The sequence below is a fragment of the Agarivorans albus genome (genome assembly GCF_019670105.1).
GTDB classification, from domain to species: Bacteria; Pseudomonadota; Gammaproteobacteria; order Enterobacterales; family Celerinatantimonadaceae; genus Agarivorans; species Agarivorans albus.
The window spans coordinates 1,540,639-1,556,490 of record NZ_AP023032.1; the positions used below are offsets into that span (position 1 = coordinate 1,540,639).

Here is a 15,852-nt window from a genome sequence, read left to right on the forward strand (position 1 = left end):
CCTCTGGTATTACCTCTTAAAAATGTAAAGTGTTATTGTTTTAAAGCTGGCTGTATGAAGCTTAAACCGCCAAGGAAAGGCTTTTCTTGGCATTGTTTTTAGATTTATATAGTGATCCTTGTCTCAGATTTTTTAATGCATTAGACAAATAAAAATTTATGCAGACAGGTTAACAAAAGATCAAATTGGTAATCCAATTGTGTTTTATTTGTTGATGTGTGGTGTTAGCTTTGCCTTGAATTTAACTCAAGGAGATGCAGTTCATGTTAAAGCGCCACCAAGCTTCAAGGAAGGTTTCATCATCATTAGTGGCTTTGTTAAAGCCTTCGGCCATTGCGGTTCTAGCAACCGTTGCTTTGGCTAGCGGCGCAAATGCCGCTAACTATACGGCCAGCAATGCCAGCCAGCTAAGTGCTCGTTTGCAAGATGCAGCCAACAACGGCACCGGCGTAGATGTTATTACCATTCAAGGCAGCATATTTACCGACCAGCAAATTGATATTCAAACTCCGGTAACTATTCAAGGTGCAGCTGGGTTTCGCGTAAGCCGTATCATTCGTACCTCTGATGACGGTTTTCAACCTTTGTTTAATATTCAAAGTTCGAATGTGACTATTCGTAATTTGCTGCTAATTGACGAGAAGGGCCAAAACACTAATACCCAAGTGGCCAGTGAAGCAGGTAACGACCACTCTAATGCGCGCTTAATTAACATTCCTTACGAAGATGCTTACCAGCAAATTGCTAACATCACCATCGAAAACAATACCTTTGAAAACACCGCTGTTGGCGTTGCGTCTTCTGGTTTAATTCCACGTAATTTGTCGATTACCAATAATGACTTTATTAAAGTGAATCGCAGTGTCGAATTACTACGAGATGTTGGCCGGGTATACAATGTGTGGAATGTAAGTGCCAACAACGTGGTGCTTAACGGCGGAACACTAAACATTTCAAATAACCGTATTCGTGGTAATCGAGTGCGTTTAGGGATCTCTGTAGATGCGGGTAACGACGGGGTATACGTGCCGCCAAGCTTTACCAATATTCCGTTTTTTGATGCAGCAGCCCGTGCTCAGTTTAGTGATAAACCGGTCGTGTTTGCCAATGGTTCGCAAGTTAACTCAAACACCGTAGAAGGAGCTAATGAGTTTGGCATTGCTTTGGCTACTGTGGCTAACGTAACTGTTGCAGGTAACACAGTGAGCACAACAGAAGATGACATTAACTCGTCTGACGACATCGAGAACAACTTCACAGCGGGCATCAATGTTGAACATAACAGCCGCGATATTGTGGTAGATAGCAATACTATTACCGTGGGTGCTTCAGGCAACTTTGCTACGGGTATTAACGTATTGGCCTTTCAAGATCACCACGCGCCGTTAAACCATGCTCAAGCTAGCAGCAACATTACTTTGGTTAGAAACATCTTTAAAGGAACTGGCGAGAACACCATTTTAGCCTTTGGCTTCTCTAACTTAGTGGTTGAAGACAACAATGCCTCGCAGTTTACAACGCGTAACCCTTACCAAGTAACGGCGTCTTTTTACAATGTGCCTTGTGGTTTAAGTACTAGTACTGCACGCGGTACTAACAACAATATTCGTTATAACCAAAGCTCGTTTAACGGCACCGGCAATGCGCCGCAGTACTACGACAAAAATGGTAACGTTGTGTCAGGTTATACTTGCCAATAGGCTTAGCTAAAATAGAAAAGCAGCACCTAGGTGCTGCTTTTTTGGTTTTATTTTACAGTTAGTCTTCGCGACTCATTAATCGAATGTCATCAAAAAAAGCTTCGCTAGCAGCATCTGGCGCTGCTGAGTAGCTAAGTTTGAACTCATCTATTCGCACTTCTAATTCGTTGTCAGTAAATTGTTCATGCGCATAAATTGCAGCATCGTTGTAGCTTGCCGTGTCAATTTGCATATAAGCAAATACCTCTACGCTACTATGTCCAGCAGAGTTAAAGCTTAACGTTACTTGTTTAAAACAGCTTTTAACGCTGCCCTGCGGGGCATTGCTTAAGTCTTTCACATGGGCAAAGGCTTGGGCGATTATTGCGCCAGTGCTGTCTTTTGCGCCGTAATGTAAGGTACTTAAAGAGCTATCACCTTTGTTGTCACAGTAATACAGCGAGTACTCTAACTCGGTGTTTAGTGGAATATTAGCAACGGTTTGGCTCAAACCTGGGGTGGCAGTAAAATCGTGATTGCTGGCCGAATTTTTGAAGCGGATCCGCGCCGAGCCACTACTAGTAGAGCCGCTGTCGCTAAATGCGCTGTCGCCAGAGCTACCAACATCGCCTAAACCGGCACCACTATCTTCGTGTTGTACCCAAGCATCACTCGAGCCACTATTGCTGCGAAATTCACCTAAGTTTCCATCAACCAAATCGGTATCGGTGGTTACTGCGTCGGGTAGGCTTAAAGTAAGTAGCGCTTCGGTAGCATCGCCAGAGTTAAACTCGCTGCTTACCCATTTATAGTCATCGCCGGTAACTACGCCTGCTTGCTTTGCTATGTCACCCAAGGCCAGCTGATAACTGCCTTTTACAAATGCCGACAGAGCGTATCGGGTATTAGCCTTTAACTGAACTGTTTGGCTTAAGCTGCTACTGCCACTAAGTTGGGCGCTAGCACTTCTCGAGAACGATTCACTCGCCTCGGCGATTTGAGCACCGTTGTTAGTCCAAGCGTTTAGCTCATCGTCAAAGGCAGGATTAATAATCTCTGCTTCTAACATGGTGGCTTGAGGCTTGCTGATTTGATAACTGCTTGGCCCTACATCAGCAAAACTCAGCGCTTTTAAACTAACGCTGCTTGTTAGCGGTTGATCTGCGCCAACGCTGCTTGGCTCGGTGCGGGTTTGCCCATCCATATCTAGATTAACGTCAGCAAAATCTCCTTTGTTGTAGTCACTTACTGCATCTAAGTTAGGTGAGCTATCCGAAGGGCGATATAGCTCATCAGTTCCTCTTTGTAAGTTTGCCGAGTAAAACTCAATGCCGGCAGTGCCTAACGGCACCGCGTCGTCATCAGAAAAGGCCTGCCCGTGGAAGATGTTTCCTACCACGGTTGAATCAGGCAGCATGCCGCGCTCAGCTTGGGTAATCACCGGCCCAATTGCTTTATCGATAAGGTTATTGGCCAAATAAACCGTTTTAGGCTGCTGCGGTTTGCCGCCGCCGTCAATATTTAAGCTGTTTACGCTATCAACAATGGTGTTGTTAGCTACGTGCACATTCTCTACTTGTTGGTAGCCGTTATCACCATCGCCCGCGCCGTCGTATCCTAATAATACTATGCCGCCGTGGTGGCTAGTATTTTGGTAGCGTGCGCCTTCAATGTAGTTATTCACTACCGAGTGGCCGTCGTCGGCAATACGAATACCGCCAGCTAGTGGGTAGTCTTCACTTAAAATAAAGTTGTGTTCAATTTTGTTGCTGTTGCCGTGGCGGTTGGTTAACGAGCCATAGCTATTGCGAATGGTATTGTAAGCAATAACGTTATTAGAACCTTTGTTAGAGATAACCTCGGCTTCACCTTGGATCCGCTCAAATACATTGCGCACAATAAATGAATTACCAGGATAATGGTGGGTAAAGCTTAAGCCGGTGCGAATGGCTTCATAATCGTTGTCGCTGCTTCCCGCATACATTTTGTTGTTGGCGGGCGGGCGATTGGCAATGTAGTTGTTATACACCACAATGCCTTGAGCAAGTTCGGCTAGTTTAGTGGCTTCATCCCAGCTATCATCTACCCAGCGGTTGAATGAAATCATCGGGTTTTGCACGGTTTTACCGCTAATTACGCTATGGTCTAGCCATACATCTTTGCCGTATATATGTACTAAAATCCCGTAGTCGTCTTGCGCTTTGGCATCAATAATTGCGATTTCGCTAATTCGGCAATTGTGGCATAAATCGTTAGTGCCAAAACGGGTAGCAATTAAGTTGCTTCCATATTCCACTCCATCAAAAATTAGCCCTTGCAACTGGGCATAACTGCCGCCCATGTTTATCGCTACTTCACCGCCTTTTAAGATGGCCTTGCCAGGATGTTCGGCAGCTACTTTAATAGGCTGCTCCATGGTGCCATTACCACCAAAACTAAGTTGAAAATCACCACTGTATTCACCATCGGCTAAACAAAGCGTGGTACCTGCGTCCATTTCTTTAGAAGCTGCATCCACCAAGGCCGAAGTGGAAGAAAACACCTGAGTACAGTTTACGCTAGCAACAGTTAACACGCCTTCTGGTAGGCCAAAGCTAGGCTCGTTTGGGGTGGGTTCTGGGTCAACTGGCGGATCAACAATTACCGGCGGGTCTACGGGGTCTGTTGGGTCTAGTGGGGTGGCAGGGGAGTCGCTACTGCTATTACATCCAACAACTATTAAGCCAAGAACAACTGGCAGGTACTTCTTAAAGTACATGGGATCTCCTTTTCACTGTTTGTTAATGGTAAGCGGGTAAAGCAATAAGCGACATTTTACTCAATAGTTATCAATAAAAAGTGATCGTATTAATATATTTTAATAATACATATAAAGATTTGGTGATTAAGGTCGAGTTATAAAGCCTTTAGATGAAAGCTTTGTTCATGCTTAGTGGCAAGCTTACTCAATTATCTCTCTTTATAAGTAGTACAAAATAGATAGGATTGAGTTGAAACAATGAGGCTGGTGGGTGGTTATAAGCGCTTGAGACTCAAGTTACTTAGAGCCCTGTAATTCAATTCCTTCTTTTTGCAAGGTCTGCATCCTTTGATGCTGACTTTTTTGTCAATTTGTTGTTCTAGATTGCTGATTGGTCATATAAATGCTGTTAGGCTGGCTTTATTCCTCTGAAGAAGCGGATAGTTAGCATAAATTTAGTAACCGGTAGATTTCGAGACGTATAGATGAAAATTGAAAATTTGAGGGTAAGAAACTTCAGAACCATTGGCCAAGAACAAACGGTCGATCTAACTAAAGGCTTAACAGTTGTTGGTCCCAATAGCAGTGGTAAAACAAATATTCTTAAAGCTATAGAGATGATATTTACAGGTTTTGAGAATAAGTTAGGTTATGAAACAAAGAGCGACAAAACATTTGGAGTTACAACTGGTCAAACAACAATTACCGTGACGTTTAGTGGTGATGTAGATGGTGTTGATAAGGACTTTTTTGAGCTTTATCAAGAACTCAATAATATGCTAGAAGAGCCAAAAAGCTCTATTGATAGATTTCAGCTATACCTTTCCTTTCCAAACTCAGAAAAACCTAAATATGTTTTCTTTACTAATGAGAAACGAAAGCCAGATACAACAAAACCATTCTCTAGAATTCAAAGGCAAGCCGTGTCTTTATTGCTAGATAAATTTGTATGTCATTATGTTCCATCATCCAAGAGTATCGATGATTTGTACACTTCTTTATTACAACCGTTTATAAAAAGGTCTGTTTCTCGAGTTTTAAACGATAAGTTACAAGAAATAAATGAGAGCTTGAGTGAGATATCTAGTCATTTAGATGAACAGCTAAAAGTGGCAGGGCTAGAGCATATAAGCTCTCATTTTACATTACCAAATAACTCACTGGAAGAGTTGATACATAAGTTTGAATTTCATCTATCCGACCCAAACAAAACTGCTATCGATCGCAAGGGTATGGGGATACAAGCTTCTGCTATATTGGCTTCATTTTTATGGATAACTAAAGAAGAAAAGAAACTAGATAAAAACCCTATCTGGTTAATTGAAGAACCCGAGTCGTATTTGCATCCAGAATTAGCAGACTCTTGTCACAAAATGCTGGAAGAAATCAATAATGAAGCATTATTAGTTACCACAACGCATTCATTGGGTTTTGTTTCACAAGACCCACAAAGAGTTGTTGGTACAGTAAACAACGGTACAGAAACAAAAGTTATAAAATATGACAGTTATGTTGAGGCAACAACGTCAATAAGGAAAGCTCTAGGCGTTAGGTTTAGCGATTTTTACAATTTGGGAGTATCAAATATTTTTGTGGAAGGTAAATCAGATAGGGAAGTATTTAAATGGTTCTTGGAGAAAGTTCCCTCAGATAGTGAAGGAGGGCATGAATGGCCATTTGTTAGAAAGTCTGAAGTCTTAGACTTTACTGGTGTAGCTGGCATGGAAGGGTTTATGAAGGCTACATACGAATACATTTATAGCGAAAGGCCCGTAGTAACTGTGCTAGACGGAGATACAGCTGGTGATAAAACTAGACGTACACTACAACAATACTTTGGTAACAAAAGTATACCTTTTCAAACTAAAAAGGACTTTGTGACTTTACATGATGGTTTTTCACTAGAAGGTCTTTTCCCCCACGAATGGATAATTGAAGTCTATGATGAGCATCCGAATTGGTTTAGTGATTTTGATACCGATGTTGAAGGGAAGCTTAAACCTTTTACGGTTAAAACAAACAATAATAAACAGCAGCTTAGAAATTATTTAGTAACTAAAGCTGAAAATGAAGATGATTTTGTCTGGGCAGCTAGGTTTAAAACTGTCTTCGATGCGGTAGAAAAAGCATTAGAAACAAAAAACAAAGCAGTCTACGGGTAGTTGATAAACTAAGAAGTTTTTAGTAGGCGTTATGCCTTAGGAGTATTAGTTGAGTCTAGATGATATTTTAAGTCTTGCTGTGAATGAACTAGAGAAGATGTTTGGTGCGCGTAATCATTCGAGGAATATACTTCCAGTAGAGGTTCATTCAAATGTCCCCCAAGTCTTTTATCCTAATAAGAAAAACATTCGAGTAAAGATTGGAAACTCATGTTTAAACGAAAACCACAGAGCATACTATCAATTAGGTCATGAAGCTGTACATTTGTTGTCTCCTGTAGATTTTGAAGTGACTACAGTTTTAGAGGAAGGTGTAGCGGTTTGGTTCTCACATGATTTTATGAAAAGGCATTCAGGAGTTACTTGGGATAGCTCTGGTGATGATAGGTATGACCGAGCATGGCATTTGGTAGAACTTGTGCTTGATGAATCAGAGGCGGCTTTGAAAGACATTCGTGATAAGTTCGGATGTTTTTCGCCGTTAACAGCAGATAATATTTTAGAGATTGTACCTAAATTAGACCGACAGGTAGCCATTAATCTGGCTGAGAGGTTCCATAATTAAAAAGTCAGTTAATATGAAACTAAAACAGTTGGTAGATTTTGATAAGCTAAATCCGGCGCACTTAAATTGAAACTGTAGGCATTAACTGCTCAACGACATTAAGTATTAAAAAGCCGCTTACCCTTGGGTAAACGGCTTTTTGTTTAGCTGTATTTAACTGCCTTGCGGTTAACGGCTTAGTCTAATTCTACCAGCTGTTTTTCGTATTTAGCGTGAATGCTATGAATTGCTGGTGTTGCGCCACCTGTGGCTTTGCTCACTGCAATAATGGCAATGCTGGCGAAGAGGAAGCCGGGAACAATTTCATAAATGTCGAACAAGCCGCCACTTAGTTGTTTCCACACTACTACGGTTACGCCGCCTAACACTACGCCGGCTAGTGCGCCGTTGCGGTTCATGTCTTTCCAGAACAAGCTAAGTAGTAGTGCAGGGCCAAAGGCTGCGCCAAATCCTGCCCATGCGTAAGACACCAAACCTAGTACCGAGCTTTCTGGGTTCATGGCCAGAATTAAAGCCACTATCGACAATGCGACTACGGCGATACGGCCAACCTTAACAATCTCTTGTTGGCTGGCTTGCGGGCGAAAAACTTGTTTGTAGAAGTCTTCGGCTAAGGCAGATGACGATACTAATAATTGTGAGTCGGCAGTACTCATAATCGCGGCCAAAATAGCTGCTAATAGTATGCCGGCAATTACTGGGTGGAAAATTGCATTAACCAACAGCATAAAGATGGTTTCGCCATCTTTAATATCGCCACCTAGGTGAGAATCTACATACAAAATGCCCACTACACCAATGAGTAGTGCGCCAGCCATAGATAGAGCTGTCCAGCTTACTGCGATGCGACGGGCGGTGCCGATGTCTTTGTTGCTTCGAGTGGCCTGAAAACGCGCCAAAATATGTGGCTGACCAAAGTAACCTAAACCCCAAGCCACTAGCGAGATAATGGCAATGGCCGATAAAGGCTCGCCTTTTACGTCGGTCCAAAGGTTTAGTAGTTCTGGGTTTTTAAGAGTGAGGGCTTGGCTTAAGTCTCCAAAAGAGCCTTCCATTGCGGCAATTGGCACGATCATTAAGGCGGCGGCCATTAATAAACCTTGCACTAAGTCGGTCCAAGATACTGCTAAAAAGCCACCAAACAGGGTGTAAGACACCACACAAATGGTGCCGACAATAACTGCGGTGGTGTAGTCTAAACCAAATACTGTTTCAAACAGTTTGCCGCCAGCCACTAAGCCAGAGCTGGTATAGAACAAGAAAAACAGCAAGATAAAGAAGGCTGAGATTGATTGCAGTAACTTAGATTTATCTTCAAAACGGCGCGCAAAAAACTCAGGAATGGTTAAGGCGTTATCCATCACGATGGAGTAGGTGCGTAGGCGTTTGGCGCAAATCAGCCAGTTTAACCAGGTGCCAACGAGTAAGCCGCCGGCCAACCAAATGGCCTCGATACCGGCTGCGTAAGCGTAGCCAGGTAAACCAAGCAGTAACCAACCACTCATATCGGATGCACCAGCCGATAAGGCTGCGGGCCATGGGCCTAGTGAGCGACCACCTAAGAAGTAATCTTCAGAGTTGGCGGTGCGTTTATAGGCGTAAATGCCAATTGATAGCATAACGATTAGATAGGCTATAAATGTAGCACTGATAGCAAAGCTATTTTCAATCATTCCTTTTTCCTTTTATTGCTGAGTTCAGCATGTTGGTTTATTTGGGTTGTCGCCGCTAATGGCTAACCAGGCCTTTAGGTTTATTCGCCGCTGCCTAGCTCAAGCAGGCTGGCGTTACCACCCACGGCGGTAATGTTTATGGTTCGTGTGCGCTCGGTAATAAAGCGCAAACAAAGTGTTGGTTCACTGAGTTGGCTAAGGTTGCGCATATCGGTTTCATATACGAACTGCGCAAGTTGGCCATCTCGCTCTGCCGCCAACTGGTTGTAGTGCATGCAGTTTTGCTTAGTGCCTGCTAATGCAATGCCCGCAACTAGGCTGTTTTGTGCAAGTTGCGGTCCCAAGGTATAAGCCAAGGGCTGTGCCACTCTATCTGGGCAGCCTGCACGTAGTAGGTCGCTCAGTATTACGTCTATCGGGCTATTTGCTGCACAACAAATAACGGTATTACCAGCCACTAACGCTGCGGCCATTAAACCTACTAGTGCTTCGTTGCTAGCAGTTTCATCGGCCACCAACAAAAAACAGCCACGGCCAGCGGTATATAGCTGGTTGCTTTCGCCTGTAGGCCCTTGTAGCTCATGCTCGTTAGCAATAAGCGCTAGGGCTTGTTGGCATTGAAAACGGATCATTGCTGCACATTCGTGGTAGCTTTGGTCTCGTTGGCCAAGCTGTTGTGACCAAGCGAGCAGTAACTCGCTACGTTGAGCCACCGTTTGTTGCTGCCAAGCATCTTGCACCGCAAGACTTTGTTTTAATACTTTGTTAGTCGTGGTCATATTAGTGCTCCTGCTGGGCAAGGGTAGTGCTTATGTTCGCCTTAGCAAAACGGTACAAATAGTGCGGGCCACCCGCTTTAGGACCAGTGCCAGAAAGACCCTGACCACCAAAAGGCTGTACCCCTACAACGGCACCTACTTGATCTCGATTTACGTAGCAATTACCCACTCGAGCACGCTGCTCGATATGCCGATAGGTACTTTCATTACGACTATGCACGCCCAAGGTTAAACCAAATCCACTTTGATTTATTTGATCGATCACCCTATCAAGTTGATTTGATTGATATTTAATCACATGCAAAATAGGGCCAAAGTGTTCTTGAGTAAGTTGAGCAATGTCTTCAATTTGATAAGCGCACGGCGCAACAAAGCTGCCTTTGCTGCAATCTTCTGGAAGCGCTACTTGGTAAATGAGCTGAGCATTCTTTTCTAACCAGCTAATATGAGCCTGCAGTTTTGTTTGAGCTTGTGGGTCTATCACTGGGCCCACATCGGTACATAGTTTTTCTGGATTACCAATGGCCAGTTCTTGCATAGCTCCAGCAATCAGCGAATAGACGCGTTCGGCTATATCCTCTTGAATAAACAATACCCGCAGCGCCGAGCAGCGCTGGCCTGCCGAGGCAAAGGCTGAGCGTAATACATCTCTTACTACTTGCTCGGGCAGGGCGGTGCTGTCTACTATCATGGCGTTTTGGCCACCGGTTTCGGCGATAAACGGCACTGGCAAGGCATCGCGTTTAGCCAGCTGTTTGTTAATGGCTTGCGCAGTTGGCGTTGAGCCGGTGAAGGCAACACCTGCGATTCGTTTATCGCTGCATAAGGTTTGCCCTAGCAACGCGCCATTGCCCAGTATGAGTTGGATAACTTGCTTAGGAATACCTGTTTCTAGTAGTAACTCGATACAGCGAGCAGCAATAAGGCTGGTTTGCTCGGCAGGCTTGGCGACGACGCAATTACCGGCAACCAAGGCGGCAGATATTTGGCCGATAAAAATGGCTAAGGGGAAATTCCAAGGGCTAATGCACACAAATATGCCACGCCCTTGGTAACTGACATGCTGCGCTTCATCACGAAACGAGCGTTGCTGCATAGGTGAGCTAAAGTGTTGAATGGCTTGCTGCGGGTAGTAGCGTAAAAAATCTACTGCTTCGCGAATTTCGTCAATGCTATCTAAAACTGTTTTGCCCGCTTCGCGATGGCACAAGGCCACTAACTCTGGCATGTTTTGTTCTAGCTTATCGGCTAAGTGCAGCAAGTAGTTGGCACGTTGGCTTACTGGTGTTTGTTGCCATAGTTGGCAGCCTTGTTCTGCTACATTAATTGCCTGCAAGGCTTGTTCTGCATTGGCCCACTTTACTTCTCCAACCTGCTGAGTTCGTTGGTAAGGCGCTGTTATAAGATGGTGTTCGCCACTTTGAGTTTGCCCTTCAATAATTGAGCTGGCTTGCCATTGGTGATTGCCTAAAAACTGGCTGACTTGTTGCTCAAAGGGCTGCCATTCACTTTCTATGTCGGTGGCGATGCCTTGGGAGTTTTGCCGTTGCTCACCAAACAATTGTGGAGGCAGGGCTATTTTGGGGTTATGTAAGCAGCTGCGTGATTGCAATAAATCTACCGGATGCACGGTTAAATCGGTGACCGGACAACGGGCATCTACTAAGCGATGAACAAACGAGCTATTAGCGCCATTTTCCAATAAACGGCGCACCAAATAAGGCAGCAAATCTTTATGGCTGCCCACCGGGGCGTAAATGCGTACTTCGCTATTTAGCAGTTGTTTGGCATGGCTATATAGCGCATCGCCCATGCCGTGTAAGCGCTGAAACTCAAAGTCTTGGTGAGTTGCCATCGCCGACACCGCTGCAATAGTTTGCGCGTTATGGCTGGCAAACTGCGGGTAAATAAGCCCACGAATATGCTCACTAAGTAACAAACGCGCACAGGCCAAATAGCTCACGTCGGTGGCTTCTTTGCGTGTAAATACCGGGTAGCCGTGGTGGCCATGTTGTTGAGACAACTTTAACTCGCTGTCCCAATAGGCGCCTTTTACTAAGCGCATGGGAATGACATCGCCTTGCTGCTTGGCCAGTGTAGCTAACCAAGCAATTACTGCTAATGCTCGCTTTGAGTAGGCCTGCACCACTAAACCGAATTTGCCCCAGCCTTTAACTGCTTGGTGCTGGTAGAGTTTGGCAAATAGCTTTAAGGATATTTCTAGGCGGTCGGCTTCTTCGGCATCAATGGTAATGGCAACATCCTGTGCTCGGGCATGTTTTAGCAATGCTAAAACCGTATCAAACAACTCTTGTAGTACCTTTTCGTGGTTGGCTGCTTCGTAGCGAGGATGTAAGGCCGAGAGCTTGATTGATACCGAGGCCGCAGGGTGAGCTTCACTAGTACTTGAGCGTTGCTTAGCCACAACGCTAATAGCTTGGTGATAGTCATTAAAATACTTTTGAGCATCTTGGCGGGTAAGGGCCGATTCGCCCAGCATATCAAAAGAATAAGCAAAGCCTTGTTGTTGCAAAGGCTCGCCATTGTTTAAGGCTTCTTGAATATTGCGGCCTAGTACAAACTGATGCCCCATTATTTTCATGGCTTGATGCATGGCTTGGCGGATTACCGGCTCGGAGAATTTGTTTACTAGCTTGTTGAGCACCTTGCTGGCTTGGCCATCTTGTGGGGTATCTAAACTCACTACTTTACCGGTTAGCATTAAACCCCAGGTAGAAGCATTTACAAACAGTGAGTCTGAGTTTTTAAGGTGAGACTTCCAGTCTGCCACGCTCATTTTGTCACGAATTAGCGCGTCGGCGGTGGCACTATCGGGAATGCGCATTAGCGCTTCTGCCAAGCACATCAGCAGAATACCTTCGCGGGTATCTAGGCTGTATTCAAGCAGCAGGGCGTCGATCATTTGCACGGCATTTTTGTCGGCGCGAACTCGCTCGATAAGTTGAGTGGCCAACACTGTAGTTTGGGTTAATTCACTTGGGCTAGGTTTAGCGAGTGGGATAAGTTGGCTTAACCAGCTTGATTCGTTTACAGCGTAAAGCGGCGAAATGCATTGCCAAACCTTGGTTAAGGGCTGCTCAATAAACGAAGCTTGGGTCATGGCCTTAGCATCGAGTTGCATAGTGTTGTGCATGCTGGGTCCTCGTGTTGCCATCCTCTGCGAGGGGACAGAGAATGTTACGGCTTTGTTATTTAGAGGCCGATTGTAGAGCGCTTTGGGCGTCGCGTATTTCGAAAAACTCCGCGTTTTTTTCGAAATTCTCTGTTGATGAACAAAAAGCGAAGCAAGCGTTTAACAATCTATTTAACCTGAACTCGCGACAAGGGAGTGACATTAACTCTCCTACCCAGTGCTTAATCTAGCTTCATGTTTCTGGCGAGATAGTTTTACTTAGTTCTAGGCGAAACTGCGCGCCAATAGTTAGCTTATTGCAAGTGGCTTCAACACTGAAATAAGTAAAAATAGCCCTTAGAAATCGGTTTATTATCCCGAGCTCAGGTTATTCACGTTGCTTATTTATAGTGTAGTCAGCCTAGGTGGGGCGAGCGAAGGCGACGTGGATGTTTTAGCTGGCTTGTTTACGGTAGCGAGCCGGTGTGATGCCATAAAAAGTGCTAAATGCACTGGTAAAGCTACTTTGGCTAGCAAAACCACAACGATGCGATATTTGTTCAATGCTTAATTGCGGTGCAGCTAAAAGCTGTTTAGCCGCGTTAAAGCGTTTGCGTAGCAAATATTGGTGTGGGGTTAATCCGGTTTGCTGGCGAAACAATAAATGAAATTGGCTTTCGGCTAAAAACACGCAACCCGCAAGTTGCGCCACTGTAATTTTTTGCTGCAAGTGTTGTTGAATGTAGCGGTCGATATGCTCCATTTGCAGGCGGGTGACCTTAGCTTGATGTTGTTTGCTTTGAGCCAAGTGATTTTGCAATACACACAACAGGGTATTGGCGCAGGCCTCGGCTAGCATGGTGTCTTGCGGCTTAGTTAGCATTTCCTGACAAAGTGCATTGACGAGAACTTGCGACTGGTTGGCTAGCTTGAAGTAGGATTGATGTTCGAACAATTGCTCGATTTTGGTCTGCAAACTAGCGTGTTGAGTATCGGCCAGATTAATAACCAAGATTTGATTTCTGCCTACCCCGGTAAAAGCATGACCCGCAGAGGCTGGCACTAAACAACCTTGACCTGGCCCAACCAAATTAGCTTGACCTTGAATGTCAAACTCGGTTTGTCCTTGCAAGCCAATCACCACCTGAAAATACTGATGGCTATGGTGATGAGAGTGGCTGGGTAGTGCCAGCACTTGAGCTAAGTTGGCTGATTCATTCATATCTGTTTGTTTAAAAAGTAATAAATAGATTTAAATGACAACATATACAGCAATGCTGAAATCATGAGCTAGATTAACGCTCACCGATAGTGAATTAGTTTTGTATTTGTGTCAATTTTGTTAATGAATGTGTTGAGGCTTATTTGCAGGCTAAATTAAAAACTCACCAAAAAAGAAAAACTTCGATTATTTGCTAGGCTTATCAATAACTCATCGCAGTGTTTATTGAGAAAGGAAGCCAGCTAAATGAGGTATGCGTTAAGCCTATTGTTTCGAAACCGGTCAGCAATCGATGTATTGCTCTCTTCTACATTTATAAACTTACTCTCGCTCGCTTTGCCTTTTGCCATGTTGCAGATTTACGACCGCATATTACCTAACCAAGGCTACGGCACGGCTACGGTTCTTATGCTCGGTGTAGCGGTGGCTATTTTACTAGAACTAGTGTTGCGATATATACGTAGCTGGTTATTGGCTTCTGCAGCCGCTAACTTTGAGTTGCATACCACTATTGATGCGGTGAAAGCTCTACTCGCTAGCAGTTTTGAACCTATTGCGAAACTTGGCAGGGGCGGGGTATTTAATGGCTTAAGTTCAATAGCAGGTATGCGAGACCTATATTCTGGTCAAGCGGCCTTAGCCCTGATTGATTTCCCATTTGTTGTTATTTTCTTAGCTTTAGTGGCTTACATTGGTGGGCCCTTAGTTTTTATCCCGATTGCCGTATGGGGATTAATTAGCCTACTTGTATTGTTGCTTGGCAAGCAGTTAGCCCAAGCCACTAAAGATTTAGCGCTTAGCGAGGCTGAACGTTCACGATTGTTGATTAACGTATTGTCTGGGCTAACCACCACTAAAGCCTTAGCTCTAGAAAGTGGCATTGCCGCAAATTACCGAAAAATTAACTATAAGCGTTTGCAACAACAACAGCGGGTTGATTGGTTATCAGCCAAGCTGCAAGAGTTTATTCAAGGCGCCTCTCAGGGAACTACCTTAGTATTGGTATTGTTGGGGTGTTTAATGGTGTTAGATGGACAGTTAACCACTGGTGGCTTAGCGGCTTGTTCTATATTAGCGGGTCGAGCGGTTGCTCCTTTAAGCGCCATTATTAGCCTGCGCTCTCGAATGGTTACCGCTAAGTCTGCGATGCAACAAGTAAAGCAGTTGACAAGTTTAGAGGGAGAACGCTTTAGCGCCGAACATTGCTATCAGCAAAAGTTACCAGCAGGGCCCATTGAATACAGCCATCTAAGTGCTAAAACTTCGGTGGCCTGTATTGAAAACGCGAGTTTTAGCTTGCCCGCTGGCAGCATGGTGGTAGTGCAATCTAATCCTCTTAGCCACGCCAGTTTAGTATTAAGTACGCTGGCTGGCTTTCATCAGTTGCAACAAGGCAGCATTAATATTGCTGGTGTTGAACTTGGCCAGCATGACGCAAATGAGTATCGCCAATCCGTGGTGTATTTAGCGCCGTGGCCTACCTTGTTTGCCGGCAGTTTGATGGAAAACATGACCTTGTTTCGGCCTGAATTAGAAGCTAATGCCATGGTGTTAGCAGAAGAGTTGGGTTTGAGTGCTGCCATTTCCTTGTTACCAGCCGGTTATCAAACCCGCGTGGGAGACAGCGGTAATCAAATGCTTAACAAAGGAGCGATTAAACTTATCGCTTTGGTGCGCGCGTTAGCGCAGCAACCGTCGATATTGCTGCTAGACGAGCCTATGTTGTCTCTAGATGCTGATGCTCAGCAGCGTTTACTGACCTTGCTAAGTAAGCAAGGCGATGACATGACGGTGATGATCGCTTCGCATTTTGACGAAGTAAAAGCCCATTGCGACATACAACTGCAAATTGCAGAAGATGGCTTAGTCAAGCTGTTAAAACAACAGAGGGGGGCTTAA

The 15,852-nt window shown here is 44.6% G+C and carries 9 protein-coding genes; 4 read left to right on the forward strand and 5 right to left on the reverse strand.

Features of this window, described 5'->3' with window-relative positions; translation table 11 throughout:
- The first annotated feature begins 263 nt into the window (after nt 1-263).
- Nucleotides 264-1,700 (forward strand): right-handed parallel beta-helix repeat-containing protein, encoded by a 1,437-nt coding sequence (locus tag K5620_RS07180; protein ID WP_016402816.1) that lies wholly within the window; start codon nt 264-266, stop codon nt 1,698-1,700.
- A 58-nt stretch (nt 1,701-1,758) separates the two neighbouring features.
- On the opposite strand, the gene K5620_RS07185 is transcribed toward K5620_RS07180, so the two are convergent.
- Nucleotides 1,759-4,437: a polysaccharide lyase 6 family protein gene (locus K5620_RS07185; RefSeq protein WP_016402817.1), complete on the reverse strand. Its 2,679-nt coding sequence runs from the start codon at nt 4,435-4,437 to the stop codon at nt 1,759-1,761.
- A gap of 467 nt (nt 4,438-4,904) precedes the next feature.
- On the opposite strand from K5620_RS07185, the gene K5620_RS07190 reads away from it, so the two are divergent.
- A complete protein-coding gene (locus K5620_RS07190; RefSeq protein WP_016402818.1) occupies nt 4,905-6,581 on the forward strand; it encodes an ATP-dependent nuclease in 1,677 nt (558 codons plus the stop codon).
- Nucleotides 6,582-6,630: 49 nt separating this feature from the next.
- Complete coding sequence (locus K5620_RS07195) at nt 6,631-7,146, forward strand: hypothetical protein (protein ID WP_051147641.1); 516 nt, start codon at nt 6,631-6,633, stop codon at nt 7,144-7,146.
- Nucleotides 7,147-7,322: 176 nt separating this feature from the next.
- Here the strand turns inward: K5620_RS07195 and putP are convergent, their stop codons facing one another.
- From putP to K5620_RS07215, 4 genes are all read right to left on the reverse strand, one after another.
- Nucleotides 7,323-8,819 (reverse strand): sodium/proline symporter PutP, encoded by a 1,497-nt coding sequence (gene putP, locus K5620_RS07200; RefSeq protein WP_016402819.1) that lies wholly within the window; start codon nt 8,817-8,819, stop codon nt 7,323-7,325.
- Between the two features lie 80 nt (nt 8,820-8,899).
- Nucleotides 8,900-9,598, reverse strand: coding sequence for a delta-1-pyrroline-5-carboxylate dehydrogenase (locus tag K5620_RS07205; RefSeq protein WP_016402820.1), 699 nt, complete (start codon nt 9,596-9,598; stop codon nt 8,900-8,902).
- A 1-nt stretch (nt 9,599) separates the two neighbouring features.
- The gene (putA, locus tag K5620_RS07210) at nt 9,600-12,752 is read right to left on the reverse strand and encodes a bifunctional proline dehydrogenase/L-glutamate gamma-semialdehyde dehydrogenase PutA (protein WP_016402821.1); all 3,153 of its coding nucleotides are present in this window, start codon (nt 12,750-12,752) and stop codon (nt 9,600-9,602) included.
- Between the two features lie 433 nt (nt 12,753-13,185).
- Nucleotides 13,186-13,953 (reverse strand): helix-turn-helix domain-containing protein, encoded by a 768-nt coding sequence (locus tag K5620_RS07215; RefSeq protein ID WP_016402822.1) that lies wholly within the window; start codon nt 13,951-13,953, stop codon nt 13,186-13,188.
- Nucleotides 13,954-14,199: 246 nt separating this feature from the next.
- Between K5620_RS07215 and K5620_RS07220 the strand changes: the two genes are divergently transcribed.
- Entirely contained in the window at nt 14,200-15,852 is a 1,653-nt protein-coding gene (locus tag K5620_RS07220; RefSeq protein ID WP_016402823.1) for an ABC transporter transmembrane domain-containing protein, read from the forward strand.